The sequence below is a fragment of the Carnobacterium sp. ISL-102 genome (assembly GCF_018612935.1).
GTDB classification, from domain to species: Bacteria; Bacillota; Bacilli; order Lactobacillales; family Carnobacteriaceae; genus Carnobacterium_B; species Carnobacterium_B alterfunditum.
Genome location: NZ_JAGGRF010000021.1, coordinates 60,580 through 81,629, shown reverse-complemented (window position 1 = coordinate 81,629; position 21,050 = coordinate 60,580). Strand labels below are relative to the sequence as shown.

The window sequence follows — 21,050 nt, the reverse complement described above, 5'->3', positions numbered from 1 at the left end:
TGGGGAAGGTTCCTTGTTTTAGGAACCTTCTCTAAACGGATGGGCCAGCAAACGGCGAAGCCGTGCGGTAGTAGACGAGTGTACAAAAGTAGAACGCCTAAACTAGCAGGATAATAGGACGACCGAGAAAAACTTGACACAGACAATTTTTAGGGGGAATCGCTAGTTGGGGTAATTTTTGTTATAATTAAACAGTCAATCAATAGATATGAAATGAGGATATAAAAAATTATGGAAAAGAAGCGTGGATTTGAAGTGATATCAGCTTATAAGTCAAAAGGGATAGAATTACCTGCCAGAGCAACAAATCATGCAGCAGGCTATGATTTTGAAGCAGCAGAAGAAATAATAGTACCATCTATTTGGAAAGCCTTGTTTAAAAACATTACCCGGGAAATGAAACCAAAAGAAACAGATTCAGTTTTTTCAGAAGATAATAAAAAATATTTAAAATCAACACTTATCCCAACCGGCATTAAGGCTTATATGGGTGAAGATGAATATTTGCAATTAGCAAATCGTTCAAGCAATCCAATCAAACATCAATTGATTTTGCCTAACGGTGTAGGTATTATCGATGCAGATTATTATAATAATGAAAATAATGAGGGACATATTTACTTTCAATTCATTCATTATGGTTTGACCGATCATGTAGTCAAAAAAGGAGATCGAATCGGCCAAGGGATCTTTATGCCTTTCTTGAAAGCAGATGCCGATAGAGCAGTAGGCAAAATCCGTTCAGGCGGTTTTGGATCTTCAGGAAGATAAATTTTCTAGACGAGTAACGACTTTTTTATGCCTTTAATTATTTTTCGACCTAAAAAAAAGAGAATATGAATTTCTGTTGAAAGAAGCTTGAATTAACCGGTCTTTTAATGGTTTCAATCCCTATTCTAATCGCGTTTATGTTAAAATGAAATTAAAACATTATAGAAACTCAGAAGGTGAGGCTGAATAGGTGGCAAAAAAGAAAGCAGTTAAATTTGTCTGCCAATCATGTGGTTATGAATCACCAAAATGGATGGGACGCTGTCCAAACTGTAGTAGTTGGAATCAAATGGAAGAAGAAATCGTAGCGGATAAGAATGACCGTAGAAGTCGCGTAAGCATGACTGGTAAAACGGCTAAGGCTGAAGCTATTCAAGATATCACAGTATCAAAAGTACCTAGAGTGCAAACGAAACTAAATGAATTGAATCGTGTTTTAGGCGGTGGAGTAGTCCCAGGTTCGCTAGTCTTAATAGGGGGAGATCCTGGTATTGGGAAATCGACTCTTTTGCTGCAAGTCTCAGCTCAGCTAAATTTAGCTGGTGGAAAAGTTTTGTATGTAAGTGGTGAAGAAAGTTCAAGCCAAATTAAAATGCGTGCAAACCGTTTGGGTGTAAAAGGCGCAGATTTTTATATTTATCCTGAAACAGATATGGGTGCGATAAGACAAACGATTGAAGATTTAAAACCTGACTATGTCATCATTGATTCGATTCAAACGATGAATCAACCAGATATTGCTGGAGCAATAGGAAGTGTTTCTCAAGTCAGAGAAAGTACAGCTGACTTATTAAAAATTGCCAAAACGAATAATATTGCTATTTTTATTGTAGGGCATGTTACAAAAGAAGGATCTATTGCCGGACCAAGGATGTTGGAGCATATGGTCGATACGGTGTTGTATTTTGAAGGAGAGAGACACCATACTTTTCGTATTTTAAGAGCTGTTAAAAATCGCTTTGGTTCAACTAATGAAATCGGGATCTTTGAAATGCGTGAAGGGGGATTAGTTGAAGTATTAAATCCGTCAGAAATGTTTCTAGAAGAACGGTTATCAGGTGCTACAGGTTCTGCTGTAGTGGCTTCAATGGAAGGTTCACGGCCTATTTTAGCCGAGATCCAGTCACTGATCACCCCCACTGCTTTTGGGAATGCCAGACGGACAGCAAGTGGGTTAGATCATAACCGTGTTGCTTTGATCATGGCTGTTTTAGAAAAAAGATCAGGGTTGTTGTTGCAAAATCAAGATGCCTATTTAAAATCAGCAGGGGGCGTTAAATTAGATGAACCAGCAATCGATTTAGCTATTGCGATCAGTATCGCATCCAGTTATCAAGACAAAGAAACAAAAGAGACGGATTGTTTTATTGGCGAAATCGGATTGACTGGAGAAATCAGGAGAGTTAGCCGAATTGATCAACGGGTAAATGAGGCTGCTAAACTAGGTTTTAAACGGATCATGATTCCGAAAAATAATATCGGTGGTTGGGAATTCCCTGCAAATGTAGAAATCATAGCTGTTGTGACAATAGCTGAAGCTATAAAGAAAGCTTTTGCTTAAGTAAAAGTGATAAAATAAAATGAGGTTCTTGTTTTGTTATCAAGACAAGAAAACCATTTATGAAGGAGGAATACTTTTGGTTAAAAAAATCATAACCGGTATATTTATACTTATCGGTGGAAGCATTGGAGCAAGTGTAATGCCGATCGCCTGGAATATGGCCGGGGTCGAGAATCTTTATGTTAATAATGTGGTCACAAATATTCTGATTGGTGCAATTATATTTTTATTTATTTCTTTTTTAGCTGTGGCTCACATTGAACAAATATTTAAGAAAATTGAAGCCTTTTTAAATCAACAAAGTGTAACCTATTTATTATTCGGGAGTTTAGGAACGATCATAGGATTAGTTCTAGCGTGGCTAATTAGCGTTGTGTTGATCGGTATGGGCATTTTTATTATTAGTGATGTGATACCTTTCATCCTAGTTATTGGTTTTGCTTATTTAGGCTTTCGCGTCGGAACGACTCGACGAGATGAATGGCGCAAGTTATTCCAGCAAAAAACAAAAAGAAATATTGAAGATGAAGACGGAAAAGTTTTAGAGCGTAGAGCAGATGACACGTTTCGTGAATATAAAATACTAGATACGAGTGTCATTATTGATGGAAGAATTTATGATATTGCTAAAACGGGTTTCCTTGAAGGAACGATCTTGATCCCTAATTTTGTGCTACAAGAATTACAATATATTGCTGATTCTTCTGATAGTTTAAAACGCGTTCGTGGTCGTAGAGGATTAGACATACTAAATGCCTTGCAAAAAGAAGATGATATGAAGGTTGAAATGTATGATGGTGATTTTGAAGATATTACAGAAGTTGACAGCAAATTAATTAAATTAGCAAAATTATTAGATGGTGTTGTAGTCACGAATGATTATAATTTAAATAAAGTAAGTGAATTCCAAAATGTACCGGTATTGAATATCAACGAATTAGCTAACGCAGTGAAACCAGTCGTGATTCCTGGAGAAAACATGACCGTTATGGTCGTGAAAGCCGGAACAGAACGCAGTCAAGGTGTAGCTTACTTGGATGACGGAACAATGATCGTTGTTGAAGAAGGACAGCACTTTATGAATAAAACAATTGAAGTTGTGGTAACGAGCGCGCTTCAAACAGCAGCTGGACGAATGATATTTGCCAAACCGGTCCACTCACAAAAGGGTATTAAAGATAAAGAGTAGGAGTGAGTGCGATGAACAAAGACTATGAGCTAGTATTATTGGCAGCAGGTCACGGAAGACGCATGAGATCTTCTAAAAATAAAATTTTATTGCCACTACTGAATAAGCCTGTGATCGAATATCCATTAAGCGTGTTTTTAAAAGACAAGAATTGCAGCCATATTATTTTAGTCGTAAAAGAAGATGAAGTCGAATTGATCAATGAGTTATTGCGACAGGAAAGAATGGTAAGCGAAAAGATGATCACTATTGCAATAGGTGGAACGGAACGACAGCATAGCGTTTATAGTGGATTATTGAAATTGAAAAATAAAAATTCGGGTATCGTTATGATCCATGATGGTGCGAGGCCTTTTATTGAACAAGCAGCAATTCAACAATTATTTGAAGAAGTTCAAAAAAATGGAGCAGCTATTTTAGGTGTTCCAGCTAAGGATACGATCAAAGCTGTTCATCCTGATCATACCGTTAAGGTTACATTACCAAGAGATGAATTATGGCAGATCCAAACTCCTCAGGCTTTTGAAAGTTCGATAGTTCTTCAAGCACATGAAAAAGCTAGAAAAGATCATTTTTTAGGAACAGATGATGCTTCTTTAGTTGAACGAATAGCTAAAGAGATAATTGTAGTAGAAGGTTCTTATGATAATATAAAAATCACGACTCCCGAAGACATGGTAACTGGAAAAGCTATTTTGCTCCACAGAGAACAGCAAAAAAAGTAGAAGGAGGTCAAGAGTATGTTTCGGATAGGACAAGGGTATGATGTCCATCAACTCGTTGAAGAGAGACGCTTAGTGGTTGGTGGAGTCGATATCCCTTTTGAATTGGGGTTGTTGGGCCATTCGGATGCTGATGTACTGCTTCATGCTATTATTGATGCCCTTCTAGGAGCCGCTAGTAAAGGCGATATAGGAAACCATTTTTCAGATAAAGATGATCGATTTAAAGACGCCGATTCAAGAGAATTACTGACTAAGGTATGGAATATGTTGAAAAGAGAAGGTTACACGATTGGAAATATCGATGCTACTATTGTAGCTGAAAAACCCAAAATGGCTCCTTATTTAGAAAAAATGCAAAAAAATATAGCTTATGATTGTCAAATGAGTATCGAACGTGTTAACGTAAAAGCGACAACATCCGAAACAATGGGTTTTATTGGACGAAAAGAAGGCATTGCAGCAATGGCTATTTGTTTGTTAGAAAAAACAGAGAAAACGCCATTACCTATTTGATCAACTTGGATTTAAATAAATTAAAAAAATATTATAAAAAAGAAAAGAGGAAATAATTATGACAAAAAAAATTCGTGTACGTTATGCGCCAAGCCCAACAGGATATTTACATATTGGGAATGCTCGTACAGCATTATTCAATTATTTATTTGCACGACACAATGGTGGAGACTTCATCATTCGAATTGAAGACACTGATCAAAAACGAAGCATTGACGGCGGCGAAGAAAGCCAATTAGAAAATTTGAAATGGTTAGGTATGAATTGGGATGAAAGTCCGGATAACCCAGGAGAATTTGGACCTTACCGTCAATCTGAACGTAGAGATATTTATGATCCATTAGTAGAACAATTATTATTAAGCAATCGTGCTTACAAATGCTACTGTTCAGAAGAAGAGGTAGAAGAAGAACGTGAAGCACAAAGAACTAGAGGAGAAATGCCTCATTACAGTGGGAAATGCTCTCACTTAACGGCTAAAGAAAAAATGGAAAAAGAAGCAACCGGAATTGTACCCGTTATTCGTTACCGTGTCATCAAAGAAAATACGTATACTTTTGAAGATCTCGTAAAAGGCCATATTTCATTTGAAGCAGAAAGTGTTGGCGGAGATTTTGTCATTGTCAAGCGTGATGGTATGCCAACATATAACTTTGCAGTTGTTGTAGATGATCATTTTATGGAAATCACGCATGTTTTACGCGGAGACGATCATATTGCGAATACACCAAAACAATTAATGATTTATGAAGCATTTGAATGGGAAGCTCCTAAATTTGGCCATATGACGTTGATCATCAACAGTGAAACAGGTAAAAAGTTAAGTAAACGTGATGGCAATATTCTTCAGTTTATCGAGCAATACCGTGAATTGGGCTACTTGCCTGAAGCTATGTTTAACTTTATTTCCTTGTTGGGATGGTCTCCAGTTGGAGAAGAAGAAATTTTTGACCATGATACATTTATTGAAATGTTCGACGCAGAACGTTTAAGTAAATCTCCAGCTGCATTTGATGCAAAAAAATTGGAATGGATCAATAATCAATACATGAAACAAGCTGATTTAGAAACCATAACAGCATTGGCATATCCACATTTGGTCAAAGCTGGATATGTTGAAGAAAATGCATCTTCAGAGAAAAAAGAATGGGTCCAAAAAGTTGTCAGTTTATATCATGACCAAATGAGTTATGGTGCACAGATCGTTGAATTGGCAAGCTTATTTTTCAGCGAAGAACCAGTAATCGATAGTGTAGCAAAAGAAGTTTTAGAAGGCGAAACAGCACCAGAAGTTCTAACGGCTTTCTCTAAACAATTAGAAAAAATTGAACCTTTCGATGCTGCTGAAATTAAAAAAGCCATTAAAACGGTTCAAAAAGAAACAGGCATTAAAGGGAAAAACCTGTTTATGGCAATTCGTGTGGCTGTGACTGGACAATCTCATGGACCAGAAATTGGGCCAACAATTGAATTGCTTGGTCGTGAAAAAGCTCAAGCTCATTTGCAAGCTGCATTAGCAAAATTATAAAATTTTGACAGAATTTGAAAAAAATTCAAAAGACTAAATTAAATAAAATTAAAGACGATGAAGAGAAAGAGTAGCCTAGTTAAAATCTAAAGAGAGTCTGTATTGGTGGAAGCAGATGATAGCGATTGGGTGAAGTGCATCTCGGAGTTGAGAAGTTGAATATAAGTAGACTTCTATCGGTCAACACCCGTTAAAGTGTCAAAGGTCGCTAATTTGAACCATTGGAAATTAAGCGATAAAGAAAAGTGGAATCGCGCAGCAGCGTCTTTTAATATAAGAGACGTTGCTTTTTTTTGCAAAAAAATCACACAGTAGAAAAAATCCAATGAGGTGAAATAATCCGTGAGGAGATTGAGAGAAGACATTCAGACAATTAAAAAAAATGATCCTTCTGTGAAAAGCACACCTGAAATCTTGCTAACATATCCTGGTTTTTATGCTATCATTTTTCATCGATTAGCGCATGGTTTGTACCAACGGAATCGATTTTTAAGTGGCCGTATGATCGCTAGTTTTTCTCGATTTTTAACAGGAATCGAGATCCATCCTGGAGCAACGATTGGCCAGCGGCTGTTTATCGATCACGGTATGGGAGTTGTGATTGGAGAAACAGCTAGTATCGGAGATGACGTCGTTATTTTTCATGGTGTTACATTAGGTGGAACAGGTAAAGATAAAGGGAAACGGCATCCAACGATTGGAAATGATGTTTTACTATCCGCACATGTACAAGTTCTTGGACCTATAACGATAGGGAATCATTCTAAAATAGGAGCATCTGCGGTTGTTTTAGAATCTATACCGTCTCATTCAACAGCAGTGGGGATCCCTGCTAAAGTAGTTAGAATAAATAATGAAAAAGTTTAGGATAAATCCATCTTTAAATAGAAAAGGAGAGCAGCTATGCTGAAAATCTATAATACATTAACTAGAAAAAAAGAAGCGTTTATCCCAATTGAAGAAGGTAAGGTCAGGATGTATGTTTGCGGACCTACAGTCTACAATTACATTCATATCGGAAACGCACGTAGTACAGTAGCTTTTGATACGGTCAGACGGTATTTGGAGTACCGAGGATATGACGTGAACTATGTCTCGAATTTTACAGATGTAGATGATAAAATTATCCGTGCAGCAAAAGAATTGAATTTGACAGCTCCTGAAGTCGCAGATAAATTTATCAAAGCCTATCATGCAGATACACATGCATTAGGTGTAGAAGAAGCCTGTCATCATCCACGGGTAATGGAAAACATACCTGAGATCATTGATTTTATAGCGGTATTGATAAAAAAAGAGTATGCTTATGAGGTAGATGGTGATGTTTATTACCGTACGAGAAAATTTGAGAATTATGGTAAATTAAGTGATATCTCAATTGATGAATTAGAAGTTGGAGCGAGTAATCGTTTAAATGCCCAAGAAAATAATAAAAAAGAAGACCCTTTAGACTTTGCTTTATGGAAATCAGCTAAAGCAGCTGAAATCAGCTGGGAGTCTCCATGGGGTGCAGGACGTCCAGGTTGGCATATTGAATGTTCCGTAATGGCTACAAAGTACTTGGGCGACACAATCGATATTCATGCAGGTGGACAAGATTTGACCTTTCCGCACCATGAAAATGAAATTGCCCAAAGTGAAGCAAAAACGGGTCACCCATTTGCACACTACTGGATGCATAATGGTTTTGTCACAATGGATAATGAGAAGATGAGTAAATCGTTAGGGAACTTTGTTTTGGTTCATGATATTATTAAAAAAGTCGATCCTCAAATTTTACGTTTCTTTATGGCAACAACTCAATACCGCAGACCTATTAGCTACAGTGAAACGACTATCGAGGAAGCTAGGGCTAACTTAACTAAATTAAAAATGGCTTTTGATAACGTGACCTATCGCTTAAAAGATGCAGTAGCAACAGAAGAAGATGACCAAGAACAGTTTGATCAGTTTAACCAGTTTAAAGAAAACTTTATTAAAGAGATGGATGATGACTTCAACTCGGCCAACGGTATCACCGTAATTTATGAAATGGCTAAAGCAATGAACATCTACAGTGAGCGGTCGATTGTTTCTAAAAGTGTTCTTGAAGCAATGTTGGATCAGTTCCAAGAATTGATTCGGATTTTTGGTATCGTTTTTGAGGAAACAGCTTTGCTGGATGAGACCGTTGAGCAATTAATCGAAGAAAGAAACGCAGCACGTGCAGCAAAAGATTTTCAACGTAGTGATGAAATTAGAGATCAGTTAAAAGAAGAAGGTATCATGTTAGATGATACCCCACAAGGAACTAGATGGAGAAGAGGGCAATAACAACATGATAGAAAAAAATTGGGCACTATTAAACGGGTTAGCATTAGCTTACGTCGGAGATGCTATATATGAGATCTATATTCGTGATTATTTAGTAGGACTGGGCTATACAAAACCAAGTCAATTACACAAAACGGCTACACATTTTGTTTCTGCTAAAGCACAAAGCTTTTTGATGCATGAGATGCTAGCAGTAGAAGGACTTTTGACAGAAGAAGAAGTTACTATGTACAAACGAGGCAGAAATTCTAAAAGTTACACATCAGCAAAAAATGCGGATGTTACAACCTATCGTGTAGCCACTGGATTTGAATCGTTGATAGGCTACTTACATTTAGCAAAAAAAACTGAACGAATGGAAGAATTGATCCATTGGTGTATTAAAAAAGTGGAGGATACAAAAGATGACAAGAGATAATAAGAATTTCGGAAAACGCAACAGCCAACCAAAAAAGGGGAATTTTTCAAGAAAGCCAGATAAAAAATTCGTTAAGCCAATTGAAGATTCAGCTGAAGAAAAAGAAACCGATCGTGATTTAGTAGCAGGTCGTTTACCAGCTATTGAAGTATTAAAATCAGAGCGGGACATCAATAAAATCTTTTTACAAGAAGGTTTAAGCGGATCTAAAATGGAAGAAATTCAAAATTTAGCAAAAAAACGCAGCATTCAAATTTCGCTTGTCCCCAAAGCTAAATTGGATCAATTAGTGGATGGAATGAATCATCAAGGAGTAGTTGTTGCAGCTTCTGCTTTTCAATATGCAACAATTGATGATCTATTCGCGGTAGCAGCGCAAAAAAATGAAGATCCATTTTTTATTCTTTTAGATGGAGTTGAAGATCCGCATAACCTAGGCTCAATCATGAGAACAGCAGATGCTATTGGCGCACATGGTATTATTATTCCAAAAAGAAGAGCTGTAGGTTTAACGGCTACGGTTGCTAAAGCTTCAACAGGGGCAATAGAGCATGTAGCGGTTGCGCGAGTAACGAATCTAGTCCAAACAATCAAAGAATTAAAAGAACGCGGATTATGGTTATATGGAACAGACATGGAAGGTCAAGATTACCGTCAATGGGAGACGACGTTACCTATTGGTCTAGTGATGGGTAATGAAGGCAAAGGGATTTCTCGTTTAGTAAAAGAACAGATGGATGGCATGGTCACGATACCAATGACTGGACACGTTCAAAGCTTGAACGCTAGTGTGGCAGCAAGTCTATTGATGTATGAAGTTTACCGTGGAAGAAACAAAATTTAACTAAAAATAGTTAGGCGGAGAGGGGGGTCAAATAGCATGAGAAAAGAGTTGCTGATTGTTGATGGATACAATATTATTGGGGCATGGCCACACTTAGTAAAATTAAAGAATCAAGATAAGATGGAAGATGCACGAGATTCATTATTGCATGAATTATCCAATTACCAAAAATATACAGGCATAAAAATTCATGTGGTATTTGACGCCCAATTTGTTCCTGGACTGCAACAATCTTATCAAAAGTATCAATTGACCGTTATTTTCACGAAAGAAGGAGAAACTGCGGATAGTTATATAGAACGCGTTGTTGGAATAGAAAATACGATAGTTACACAAGTGACCGTCGCAACAAGTGATCTTGCAGAACAATGGATCGTTTTTCAAAAAGGGGCTTTGCGAAAATCAGCTAATGAACTCTTTAGTGACGTCAAACGCATTAAAAAAGCTATTGAAGCGGATACCCAACAGTATCGCTTACAGAGTAATCGCAGAAATTCACCTTGGTCGAATCGTCAAATGGACAGGTTAGAAAAATTGAGAGATGAGTTGACAAAGTATTAAATAAAGTTAGTGCTTTTTGAGAGTTTTCGAGAATGGTAGACAACCTAAATAACTAACGTTATTCTATGTAAACTTAACAGTTTAGCCATTGAAGGAGGCAACAGGTTTGGCAGATGAAGAAGAGGCAATCTCTCTTATGAGCGATGAAGAATTGATCCGCATGATTAGGAATGGAGATGGATATCCGTTTCAAATTTTATTTAGCCGGTACCATCCGCTAGTGACCAATTTAACGAAAGAATACTACCTTAAAAGCTATGAAAAGGAAGATTTATGGCAAGAAGCACGAATGGTCTTTCACAAGACGATTCAGACTTACGACAAATCCAAGGGGCACACGTTTGGAAATTTCTACAAGTTGAATTTCAAACACCATATTTTTAGTTTGATCCGAAAAGATATGGCTAAGAAAAGACGGATCGAAAAAATCGTAGAATCATTAGACGGCATGTTAGAAAAGGGAATGAGTCCTCACTACATAATGAATGGAAAAGAAGGGCTATCTGCGTTAGATATTTTGCAAGTTAAAGAAAAGTTAGCAGGATATCACCATACATTATCAAATTTGGAACAGCAAGTATTTTCGCTCTACTTAAAAAACAAGGAAATAGACGAGATCGCTAAGCAATTAAATTGTGATAGTCTGCAAATAAAAAATGCGTTAGACCGTTGCAAACGTAAAATGAAGCAAGTCTTAGAGGATTAACTATTTTACAGTCTTGAAAAATTCTAATGTGAGTAAAAATGATAGCGTTTTCTTTTCGCGTTCAAATTTTAAAAAATGACAGTTCTACCATTCTCGTAAGATTTTAAAACAAAAAAACAAGAATTAGGCTTACAACCTATATTCTTGTTTTTTTGTTGTTATCGATTAAATCCTCAAATCGTTCTTTGCAGTAAGGATACTGTTACTTTACGAATGATTTCTTTTTCTGAACTAGCTGGTAATTGATTGATGCGTTTTAAGGCTTTATCGGTATACTTACTGGCCAATCGCTGAGCTTCATTTAAACCGCCTAAATCGATCACTAATTGTTGAACTTTAGCTGTGTCTTCATTGGTCATCTGTTCTTTTTTTCCAAGCAATTCTTTGAAAACAGTATAATTTTCCCGCATAGCGTAAATAAGAGGGGCAGAATAGATACCTTGTCTCACATCTTCTAAAACAGGCTTGCCAAAAGATTCGGTTGTTTGCGAATAATCTAGGATATCATCCATAATTTGAAAGGCCATTCCAATATGACTTCCGATATAATAACAATTTCTAGCGAATCTTTCATTTTTTCCGCCTTCCAATGCTCCTGAATAACAAGATAAGGCAAATAGTTGTGCTGTTTTTCCAGATATCTGAGTCAAATAATTTCGAACAGTTATTTTTTGATGATACCTTAAATTCAGTTGATCGATTTCACCCATTAGGATTCGTTCCATCCCTTTAGTGTTGATCTGCGTTTGCTTCACGGAGTTAGAATAATCCGTTAGCAGTTTAAATGAAACAGTAAACAGATAATCACCAGCATAGACAGCTACATCCTTGCCGTATTTTGATTGGATCGTTTTTTTACCACGTCGTTTAGGCGAATCATCGATGACGTCATCATGAATTAAAGTAGCCATATGCAATACTTCGATCGCTGCGGCTAAAGCGCGTGCTCGGCTAGGGTCATGATCCTCTCCGAAAGTTGAGAACAGTAGAGTGTAAGCGGGGCGAACCAGTTTTCCACCAGTATGCATCATATCAATTAAAGCATGTTCAATTGGTTTATTGCGTAGATGGATTTTTGAATCTATTAATTCAATGGTTTGTATTAATTCGGATTGTAATTCAGGGTAGGCTTCCCACATAGGATGGATCTTCATATGTATTCCCCTTTCGTTTCATAAAATTAAGCACAAATAAGCTGTGGCTTTTCAAGAATTTACATAAGTAGTATTACGACGCTTTTTTTTATCAAGTTGCTGAGTATGATTTTGGAAATCCTTTAGTGTTCGTACATGAGTCATTAAATAATTAGCTGCAATACCAATGGCGATGCCAGATAGAATACCCATGAAGGATAGGACGGGTAAGTAGAGCATGACGGTCCAAGTCTGAGAGATCCAACTTGCGACAGCCAATTGGCCAACGTTGTGTAAAATTCCTCCTGTAGCACTGATCCCAATAATGCTGACCCGCTTTGGACCAAGTTGCTTCACTGTTAACATGCCAGCATAACTGAGTAAAGCTCCGGCAGAACTGTACATAAAGGTAGATAATGTACCACCTAGAAGGGTAGCCATAATGAGCCTCATCCATACCACGGTAAAACTATCTTTTAGTGGCAAAGTAAAAATAGCAACAATGGTAATAAGGTTAGCAATCCCAAGTTTTGCACCTGGAGCAAAGGCAAAAGGAAAAGGAATGCTTCTTTCGACCAAGCTTAAGACAACAGCTTGAGCTGCTAGTAACGCAATATATACAATTTTTTGATTTCGAGTCATAGACACCAGTCCTTATTTAGGTGAGATCAATTGATTAAACAATCGTTTATTTTGGTAACCAGTTAAAAATAACAAGATAGAAAGAAGAATAACTCGTGTGTTCTTCTTTCTATCTTACCATTTTTTTCTATGCTATACATCGAGTTTAGCTGTAATAGATTTATAAGAAAATGAGTGGAGGTAGAGAAACCTACCTTCACTCAAACGGTGTAAATAATATAGTGAAATCGAACTTTTTTTATTTATATAAAGACCTTGGTGTACCATACCACCATTTGCCCGCTACCTTTTGGATCCACGGAATTACATAATAGTCTAAACCAACAGCACGACCAGAACCATTCATCAATGCAATAGCAACAAATACGAACCAAAGGTTTACCCAGTAGAACATACCAGATAAGGCAAAACTGACAACTAAAGCAACAGTAGCAGCACTAGCTAACCAAGTGAACAATCCTGCGATCAAGGCTAAACCAATTCCAAGTTCCACGATCGTCATGAACTTTTGGAAAAATAAAGCTACTTCAGGTGTAGGGATCATAAATTCCATAATGCTATTAAACCATTCGGGAGCTTTAGAAAAGATCATCATCGGCTCTTCACCATATACATAGTTTAAACCAAAGATAGGCTCAGCAACTTCGCCAGCGCCTTCTACTGCTTCTGATGCTCCAGAAGTAGCTTCTTGTAACCAAGCGAACGGTAAAGCGACTGTATCACCAAACCAGCTTTGAGAATCAAAAAAACCAAAAGCTTTTTTCAATCCTTCAATCAACCACATGCTACCATAAAAGACTCTTAGTGGGACACTCCATAAGACGTTTCCGTGACGAGAAAGATGACCACGGAAAATGTTTCGTTGATTTTTAATGTGGAAAAATTCATGGAATATATACTGTACCATGTAATAACCAGAACGAATATCAAAAAAGTATTTTAAGTTAACGATGTGTTTCATTAGCATAGCTAAGAATCCGCTAAGATGAAATTTATCCATTAAATAAGCAACACCATATTTTGAACCGATAGAAACCATTGTTCCTTGGTAATTGGATTCAAATTTATGTTTTTCATTTCCTTCAATGGCAGCAATAATATTAATGGCTGCAGTGTGTCCAGTCTGTTCAGCGGCTTGAACGATCTGAGGAGTTGGTTTTCCTTCCTCTTCTTCGTAATACACAAGATCACCAATAACATAAACGTCCTCTAGATCCTTAGCTTCCATAAATTCATTGGCAACTAAACGACCAGCACGAGCTTTTTCCATCCCAAATTCTGCTGTATCTGTATTGGCTTTAACACCGGCAGTCCAGACTAATGTTTTTGTAGGGATTTCTTCGCCAGATTTCAATAAAACAGATTCAGCTCCGATGCTAACGATTGGAGAGTCTTTCAAGATTTTGATCCCTTTTTTCGTCATGAATTTTTCTGCTTTATCAGCATCTTGACGAGGAAGGGTGTTTAAAATCGTTGGAGCAGCCTCTACAACGATCAATTCGATCTCTGAAGCGTCAAATTTGTATTCTTTAGCTAGAACGTCTTTCCAATCTAACAATTCTCCAACCATTTCAATACCTGTAAATCCAGAACCGCAAACAACAAAACGCATCATTGCTGCACGTTTTGCTGCATCATGCTCGATGGCCGCAGCTGCAACAGTTGTTTCAATGTGATGGCGTAGACGAACGGCATCTTCTAATGACCAAAGAGTGAAGCCGTGTTCTTTAACACCAGGTGTACCGAAATCATTTGGTTCCCCACCCATGCCTAGAACTAAATAATCATACGTATAAGATCCATTTTCAGTCAACACGATTTTTTTATCGTGATCAACAGAAGTAACGGTATCAGTTACTAAGTTAACATTTTTTTTACGAGCAAATAATCGTTGTAAATCGTATTGTATCGCTTCAGGTTCAACGCGTCCTCCAGCTACTTCATGTAATTCGGTCATGTAAGTAAGGTAAGAGTGACGATCGATCAAGGTAATCGTTACATCTTTGTTTTTCTTTAGTTTTTTGGCTAACTGTTTTGTAGCAGCAACACCTGCAAATCCAGCACCAACAACAACCACATTTGTTTGAGTCATTTTTTATAGCTCCTTTTTTAATTTTTTGTAAAATAGATAATATAAAGAATATATGTAAAAAAAATAAACTGAATAATTAACATTTTGCCAAGTTAGTTAAAAGTTTCACAACCACCTAATAACCATATTATACAAAACAAAAGCTAATATGTCTAGACTTTAAGAAAGGTTTTTAAAATAATGCTTTTTTAACGCACTATTTTAGTTTGAAAACTAGCTTCTTATGAAAAAAATCTCAAACTTATTTTAGGAATAGTGTCAAATCAATAAAAGAATAAAGTAAAAGAACACAAGGGCTTGTCACATTACGGACAAATTCCTTATATTTACAATAAAAAGATAAAATCATTCTAAAAAAAAGTTTATTTGTGATTATAAAAATAAGTGATCGATGCATTCTAAAGAGTTTGTATCAGCTATGATTTAATTGCAGATAATGAATTTATAGCTATTTATGCATTTCATATAAGGTGAGTCGATAATTTTTTTAAAAAATAAAATAGAACAATGTGAAAATATAGACAATCAAAAAGAGAACGGTTATACTAATGGTGAGTAGTCTACCAGATGAAGCAGCTAGTTTCTTTTTGCTAGAAAGACTAGGTTATATAAAGGCTGGAGTATTGTTTTTGATATGATTTATGAAAGCAATAAAAAATCAGAATTGATAACTAAACCTCTTATAATGAGTTCTACAACTAAAGGAATGGCCTTGATAAAGATTGTAAAGGGTAATATAAAATGACATAATAAATGGGCCTTAGAAAAATTTCTAAGGCTCATTTATTTTTAAATAAAATTAACGAAAAGGTATAAAAATAGTTGGATAGCAAGGAGTTTTTTTGATGAAAAAAAATGCGCTGATAAAAATAATAGTTTCTTTACTGGTTGTATTGTTCATAGTTGTTGGTTGTGGAAAATCAAATAACGCAAAAGAACGTGCATTAGCTGAAGAACCTTTTGCAAGAACTGAATTTTTGATGGGGACAGTTGTAAAAGTTACGATTTATAATCAAAATCAACAAGCAGCATTGGATGCAGCTTTTAAGCGACTTGAGGGGCTGGCAAACTTGATCACTGTTGATGAAGAAGATGGGGATTCAGAAGTTGAAAAAATCAATCAACAAGCTGGCGTGAAACCAGTCCGAGTATCAGATGATTTGTATTATTTACTGCAAGCAGCTTATGACTATAGTGAAAGTACTGTGGGTAGTTTTGATATGACGATTGGACCAATTACAGAATTATGGCACATTGGTTTTGATGATGCTAGGAAGCCAGATCAAGCTGAAATTGATGAAGCCTTGGCGTTAATTGACTTTTCAAAAGTACAATTTGATGACGATTCTCAAACCGTTTACCTCCCAGATAAGAAGATGCGGTTAGATTTAGGAGCTATTGCTAAAGGCTTTATCACGGATGAAGTAGTGAGTGTATTGAAAGAACACGAAGTAGACACGGCCATTATTGATTTAGGCGGAAATATTTATGTATTAGGGGATAGTACCAGAGGTGAAGGTGTAGGGTGGAACGTGGGTATTCAAGATCCGTTTGAAACGCGTGGAACGATTTTAGGTTCTTTAGCTCTTAGCAACCGATCCATCGTAACATCTGGAATTTATGAACGTTTCCTTGAAGTGGATGGGGTAAGTTACCATCATTTGATGAATCCTGAGACAGGGTATCCTTTTGACAATCAATTAGCAGGGGTAAGTGTGATCACAGAAAAATCCATTGATGGCGATGGGTTATCAACCTCGCTGTTCTCTAAAGGGCTAAAAGAAGGATTAGAATACGTTAATACATTAGAAAAGGTTGATGCAATATTTGTAACGAAAGACAAAAATGTCTATGTGTCTGATGGTTTGAAAGAATCTTTTAAATTAACAAATGATGATTTTACGCTAAAATAAAAATAAAGAGGGATAAAGATGTCGGTAAAAACATTTTTCAAATTAGTAGAGATCCAAACAAAATTAGCGAGTCTTTTCCCATTTCTATTAGGGACGTTGTTTGCGGTTTATTATTTTAATGCGTTTGATTTAATAAATACCCTTCTTTTCTTTATAGCCATGATTATTTTTGATATGACAACAACGGCCATCAACAATTTGATGGATTATCAAAAAGCTAAAGATCAAGGGTATAAAGATGAAGTGAATGTTATTGGACAAGAAAATATACCAGAAAAACGCATTATCCATCTTATTATAAGTATGTTGGTTGCTGCGACGTTTTTAGGTCTTATGCTTGTAGTTAGGACAAATATAATTTTATTGATCATAGGGGCTGCCTGCTTCTTTATTGGAGTCTTTTATACTTTTGGACCAGTACCAATTTCGAGGATGCCTTTAGGTGAGCCTATTTCGGGTTTGGTAATGGGATTCGGTATCTTTTTCATTGCAGCTTTTGTAAATATTAATGATCCTGCTTTATTGAGCTTAGTTTTTGCAGAGCAAAATTTCATTTTAGAAGGAAACATGGTTTCGATCATAGCGCTGTTTTTTGTTTCATTACCGACCGTCTTTTTGATCGCCAATATCATGTTGGCGAATAATACTTGTGATTTAGAAGAAGATATTGTTAACCATCGCTATACACTGCCATTTTATATTGGTAAAAAACAAGCTGTTCAATTGTTTAATGTGCTCGTATACTTGAGTTATCTGGTAATCGTACTAGCTATTTTGTTAAGACTGCTGCATCCAATATTATTGCTCATACTGGGAACCATTGTACCTATGAGAAGAAATTTAGCTGCTTACAACGCCAAACAAGTAAAGTCAGAAACGTTTGTTGTTTCTATAAAGAACATTGTTTTATTTAGCAGCAGTGAAGTGTTTTTGCTAGCTTTAAGTCTATTGTTCAAGTAAATTTTGAAAGAGCGATTGACATGTTTCACAAGTGATGGTAAATTAATTAAGATGTCATTAGTCCGTAGAATAGAAAGAATAGGTGAAAAAAATGAGTGGTAAAAAAACATCTTTAGCTTGCTCGGTATGTGGATCTAGAAATTACTCTAAAAAAGTAAATGAAGGAAGCCGCACAGAACGTTTAGAAATAAAAAAATTCTGTAAATATTGCAACCAACATACACTACATCGTGAAACGAAATAAGAATTAGAAGTCTCAATACCAATTTGGAGGGGATAAAATGAAGAAAATAAAAAACTTTTTTGGCGGCGTACGTCAAGAAATCAAAGCAGTCACATGGCCTACAGGTAAAGAACTTAGAAAATATACATTGACTGTCTTTGTAGTCTGTCTATTATTTGTTCTTTTCTTTATGGTTGTTGACTTTGGAATCGATGCGATCTTAGATTTGATTTTATAAGATGTTTGGAACAGAAAAACCACTAGCGTGAAGTTTTACGTAATGGTATAATGATTATATTAATAAATGCACAGAACCTTCTTTAAGAGTAAATGAAGGTTTTTTTGTATGTTGTAGAAAAAGTCGACTAGCCAATATTAAAAAGAAACGGTTAATAAATAACGAATAGGAGTGATACACGTGGAAGAAATAGAAAGTGCAAAACAGTGGTATGTCTTACACACATATTCTGGTTATGAAAATAAAGTTAAGCAAAATATCGAATCTAGAGCAAGTAGTATGGGTATGGGGGATTACATTTTCCGCGTAGTTATTCCTGAAGAAGAAGAAAAAGAAGTAAAAAATGGTAAAGAAAAAATCAATATGAAAAAAACGTTTCCTGGATATGTTCTAGTTGAAATGATCATGTCTGATGATTCTTGGTATGTTGTTCGTAACACACCTGGTGTAACAGGCTTTGTTGGATCACATGGAGCGGGAAGCAAACCAGCACCGCTTTTAGATTCAGAAATAGAAGTCATTTTACGTCGTATTGGTTTAAGTGCTCGTCATCAAGAAATCAACTTTGAAGTTGGCGAAACAATTACGATCATTGAAGGAGCATTTAATGGCCTTACGGGTAAAATCACCGAGATTGAAATGGAAAAAGCAAAACTTAAAGTTAATGTTGAAATGTTTGGTCGTGAAACAAGTACAGAATTAGATTTTGAACAAGTAGATAAATTGTAAAACACTATCCACTGTAAAGTACAGCCTAAAAAGAGATCAGGACACTTGTCCTGGTCTCTTTTTTAGTGAATTTGAATCTAAAAACGATACATGGTAAGCTTGTTAGCGGCTATTAAAAAAGCGATAACATACTCTCGAAAGAGGAGGCTTCAACATAATAATATAAACAAGTTAGCGGGAAATCGGTTTTTTTGATCTGGAGGTTAACTGATTTCTGGAAAACGGCAGCATGCTTGCTGTATATTTGGTTATCGGAAATCAGAGTTGAACAAGGACTAAAAATTAGCCGAATAAAAAAAGTGGAATGCTTTTTTATATATGGAGGAAAAAATATGAACATGAAATTTGTTGGAATGGCTTTTGGAGTATCTGCTGCGTTAATTTTAACAGGGTGTGGCAATGGTGAAGCGACAGAAAATGGGTCGAATGAGAGTATAAGCGAGCAGCTGAACTACACTATTACAGGTATTGAACCTGGAGCGGGAGTAACTGACTTAGCCCATCAAACGGTAGATGAGTATGAAAACTTGGCAGGTTGGGAACTTGAGGAAAGTTCAACTGGAGGTATGTTGACGATGCTAGACCAAGCAATCGAAAATGAAGAACCTATAGTTGTAACAGGATGGACCCCGCACTGGATGTTTTCAGAATATGATTTAAAATATTTGGAAGATCCAAAAGGAACAATGGGTGAGGTCGAGAGCATCCATACTATTGCAAGATTGGGATTCGAAGAGGAAAATCCTGATGCCTATCAAATTCTTGATACTTTTCATTGGGAAGTAGCAGACATGGAAGCTGTAATGCTTGAAGCGCAAGGCAGTTCTTTTGAAGAAGCATCGACGAATTGGGTAGAAGCAAATCAAGAACAAGTGGATATATGGTTAGAGGGTACTGAACAAGTGGATGGAGAAGAAATTGAAATTGTGTCGACACAGTGGGGTACCGAAAAAGCTTCTAGTACAGTGATGAAAAACGTATTAGAGCAACAAGGTTATGAAGTGACACTGACAGATATTGATCCTGCATTTTTATTTGAGGCGATTGCGAACGGAGAAGCAGATGCATCTCTTTCACCATGGCTACCAACAACACATGCTTCTTTTTATGAAAAAAATAAAGATAAGATTGTTGATCTGGGTGAAAACTTAATAGGGACAAGAACGGGATTTGTTGTTCCGGCCTATATGGATATTGATTCTATTGAAGATTTAGAACTAAAAGAATAAGAGAACAGCAAGGTCAGGTCTGTTTAATAAAGCGGTCTGGCTTTTTCTTCATCGAAAGCAATGCGGCTAGGCATATGACTTGATGCTTTTATTTACAGTCTGATTCTCTATGTTATAAATCCGTTTTGAAATAGGCCAGTCATGAAACTAGACTAGAGGTAATTAGACACTAAAGCTATAATATAATAAAATAAAATGAGCAGGTGAATAGTAATGAAAGAACTTATCCTATTGCTCGCAACTATTGTAAATGAGATCCATGACGTTCTTAATCGAATATTTGGGTCGAGTATGACGGATAAAGATTTGCATTTTTGGATTATCGGCACGATTGGCATGATTCTCTTCTTAGTTGTTTACGTTGTATTTAAGATCATCGAAAAATGGAAATTTAGTGCAACGATTCTTTCGTTTATCTTTACTTTTACGATGCTGACGGTGCTGGTTTTTGCCATTGAGATCCAGCAGGCAATCACGAATCGAGGCAATATGGAATTTGCGGATGCCGTAATGGGTCTGTGGGGATTTATTGTCATTTTTTCTATATATGCTCTTATTATGGGAATCATCTATAGTATCTATTCTCGTACTAAGAAGAAAAAGAAAAAGGGTGCTCCAGATTTGATTGAAGATAAATCAGACGCGGCACTAGATATAGAAAAGGAAACAACTGTTTATCGTTCTCAAATGAAAAAAATAAATAAGTTCAGAAAATAGTTGCAAAACAGATTTTTGAGTGGTATAGTTTTCTGGTACGTTTTA

At 36.3% G+C, this 21,050-nt stretch carries 22 protein-coding genes and 1 other annotated feature; of the genes, 19 read left to right on the top strand and 3 right to left on the bottom strand.

From position 1 onward, the window contains the following. Nucleotides 1–231 precede the first annotated feature (231 nt). The 12 genes from J7E16_RS08700 to J7E16_RS08645 all read left to right on the top strand — a co-directional run bounded on the left by J7E16_RS08700 (nucleotide 232) and on the right by J7E16_RS08645 (nucleotide 11,129). Nucleotides 232–771: a dCTP deaminase/dUTPase family protein gene (locus J7E16_RS08700; RefSeq protein WP_214890877.1), complete on the top strand. Its 540-nt coding sequence runs from the start codon at nucleotides 232–234 to the stop codon at nucleotides 769–771. 190 nt (nucleotides 772–961) lie between these two features. Then, entirely contained in the window at nucleotides 962–2,332 is a 1,371-nt protein-coding gene (radA, locus tag J7E16_RS08695; protein WP_214890875.1) for a DNA repair protein RadA, read from the top strand. Nucleotides 2,333–2,408: 76 nt separating this feature from the next. Beyond that, a complete protein-coding gene (locus J7E16_RS08690) occupies nucleotides 2,409–3,521 on the top strand; it encodes a PIN/TRAM domain-containing protein (protein ID WP_214890874.1) in 1,113 nt (370 codons plus the stop codon). An 11-nt stretch (nucleotides 3,522–3,532) separates the two neighbouring features. Continuing rightward, a complete protein-coding gene (ispD, locus tag J7E16_RS08685) occupies nucleotides 3,533–4,246 on the top strand; it encodes a 2-C-methyl-D-erythritol 4-phosphate cytidylyltransferase (RefSeq protein ID WP_214890873.1) in 714 nt (237 codons plus the stop codon). 15 nt (nucleotides 4,247–4,261) lie between these two features. Further along, on the top strand, nucleotides 4,262–4,759 hold the full coding sequence (ispF, locus tag J7E16_RS08680) for a 2-C-methyl-D-erythritol 2,4-cyclodiphosphate synthase (RefSeq protein WP_214890872.1): 498 nt from the start codon (nucleotides 4,262–4,264) through the stop codon (nucleotides 4,757–4,759). Nucleotides 4,760–4,817: 58 nt separating this feature from the next. Further along, entirely contained in the window at nucleotides 4,818–6,287 is a 1,470-nt protein-coding gene (gene gltX / locus J7E16_RS08675) for a glutamate--tRNA ligase (RefSeq protein ID WP_214890871.1), read from the top strand. Between the two features lie 48 nt (nucleotides 6,288–6,335). Then, nucleotides 6,336–6,559: a binding site (T-box leader), on the top strand. A 70-nt stretch (nucleotides 6,560–6,629) separates the two neighbouring features. After that, nucleotides 6,630–7,154, top strand: coding sequence for a serine O-acetyltransferase EpsC (gene epsC, locus J7E16_RS08670; RefSeq protein ID WP_214890870.1), 525 nt, complete (start codon nucleotides 6,630–6,632; stop codon nucleotides 7,152–7,154). A gap of 36 nt (nucleotides 7,155–7,190) precedes the next feature. Next, the gene (gene cysS / locus J7E16_RS08665; RefSeq protein ID WP_214890869.1) at nucleotides 7,191–8,600 is read left to right on the top strand and encodes a cysteine--tRNA ligase; all 1,410 of its coding nucleotides are present in this window, start codon (nucleotides 7,191–7,193) and stop codon (nucleotides 8,598–8,600) included. A gap of 4 nt (nucleotides 8,601–8,604) precedes the next feature. After that, nucleotides 8,605–9,018, top strand: coding sequence for a Mini-ribonuclease 3 (locus tag J7E16_RS08660; protein WP_214890868.1), 414 nt, complete (start codon nucleotides 8,605–8,607; stop codon nucleotides 9,016–9,018). After that, the gene (rlmB, locus tag J7E16_RS08655; RefSeq protein ID WP_214890867.1) at nucleotides 9,005–9,862 is read left to right on the top strand and encodes a 23S rRNA (guanosine(2251)-2'-O)-methyltransferase RlmB; all 858 of its coding nucleotides are present in this window, start codon (nucleotides 9,005–9,007) and stop codon (nucleotides 9,860–9,862) included. Before J7E16_RS08660 ends, rlmB begins: the two co-directional genes overlap by 14 nt. 36 nt (nucleotides 9,863–9,898) lie before the next feature. Continuing rightward, on the top strand, nucleotides 9,899–10,423 hold the full coding sequence (locus J7E16_RS08650) for an NYN domain-containing protein (RefSeq protein WP_214890866.1): 525 nt from the start codon (nucleotides 9,899–9,901) through the stop codon (nucleotides 10,421–10,423). A gap of 106 nt (nucleotides 10,424–10,529) precedes the next feature. Continuing rightward, nucleotides 10,530–11,129, top strand: a complete 600-nt coding sequence (locus J7E16_RS08645; protein ID WP_214890865.1) for a sigma-70 family RNA polymerase sigma factor — start codon at nucleotides 10,530–10,532, stop codon at nucleotides 11,127–11,129. A gap of 173 nt (nucleotides 11,130–11,302) precedes the next feature. Here the strand turns inward: J7E16_RS08645 and J7E16_RS08640 are convergent, their stop codons facing one another. The 3 genes from J7E16_RS08640 to J7E16_RS08630 form a co-directional block, all read right to left on the bottom strand. Then, a complete protein-coding gene (locus J7E16_RS08640; RefSeq protein WP_214890864.1) occupies nucleotides 11,303–12,283 on the bottom strand; it encodes a polyprenyl synthetase family protein in 981 nt (326 codons plus the stop codon). 51 nt (nucleotides 12,284–12,334) lie between these two features. Next, a complete protein-coding gene (locus J7E16_RS08635; protein WP_214890863.1) occupies nucleotides 12,335–12,904 on the bottom strand; it encodes a Gx transporter family protein in 570 nt (189 codons plus the stop codon). A gap of 238 nt (nucleotides 12,905–13,142) precedes the next feature. Continuing rightward, a complete protein-coding gene (locus tag J7E16_RS08630; RefSeq protein WP_214890862.1) occupies nucleotides 13,143–14,996 on the bottom strand; it encodes an FAD-dependent oxidoreductase in 1,854 nt (617 codons plus the stop codon). A gap of 845 nt (nucleotides 14,997–15,841) precedes the next feature. Here J7E16_RS08630 and J7E16_RS08625 point away from each other — a divergent pair. The 7 genes from J7E16_RS08625 to J7E16_RS08595 all read left to right on the top strand — a co-directional run bounded on the left by J7E16_RS08625 (nucleotide 15,842) and on the right by J7E16_RS08595 (nucleotide 21,005). Next, complete coding sequence (locus tag J7E16_RS08625; RefSeq protein WP_214890861.1) at nucleotides 15,842–16,909, top strand: FAD:protein FMN transferase; 1,068 nt, start codon at nucleotides 15,842–15,844, stop codon at nucleotides 16,907–16,909. An 18-nt stretch (nucleotides 16,910–16,927) separates the two neighbouring features. Then, entirely contained in the window at nucleotides 16,928–17,869 is a 942-nt protein-coding gene (gene menA, locus J7E16_RS08620) for a 1,4-dihydroxy-2-naphthoate polyprenyltransferase (protein WP_214890860.1), read from the top strand. A 91-nt stretch (nucleotides 17,870–17,960) separates the two neighbouring features. Then, nucleotides 17,961–18,113: a 50S ribosomal protein L33 gene (gene rpmG / locus J7E16_RS08615; RefSeq protein ID WP_074200257.1), complete on the top strand. Its 153-nt coding sequence runs from the start codon at nucleotides 17,961–17,963 to the stop codon at nucleotides 18,111–18,113. Between the two features lie 37 nt (nucleotides 18,114–18,150). Continuing rightward, nucleotides 18,151–18,330, top strand: coding sequence for a preprotein translocase subunit SecE (gene secE / locus J7E16_RS08610; RefSeq protein WP_214890859.1), 180 nt, complete (start codon nucleotides 18,151–18,153; stop codon nucleotides 18,328–18,330). A 180-nt stretch (nucleotides 18,331–18,510) separates the two neighbouring features. Beyond that, on the top strand, nucleotides 18,511–19,059 hold the full coding sequence (gene nusG / locus J7E16_RS08605; protein ID WP_034546974.1) for a transcription termination/antitermination protein NusG: 549 nt from the start codon (nucleotides 18,511–18,513) through the stop codon (nucleotides 19,057–19,059). Between the two features lie 332 nt (nucleotides 19,060–19,391). After that, a complete protein-coding gene (locus J7E16_RS08600) occupies nucleotides 19,392–20,288 on the top strand; it encodes a glycine betaine ABC transporter substrate-binding protein (RefSeq protein ID WP_251006131.1) in 897 nt (298 codons plus the stop codon). Between the two features lie 213 nt (nucleotides 20,289–20,501). Then, on the top strand, nucleotides 20,502–21,005 hold the full coding sequence (locus tag J7E16_RS08595) for a hypothetical protein (RefSeq protein ID WP_214890858.1): 504 nt from the start codon (nucleotides 20,502–20,504) through the stop codon (nucleotides 21,003–21,005). The last annotated feature ends 45 nt before the right edge of the window (nucleotides 21,006–21,050 follow it).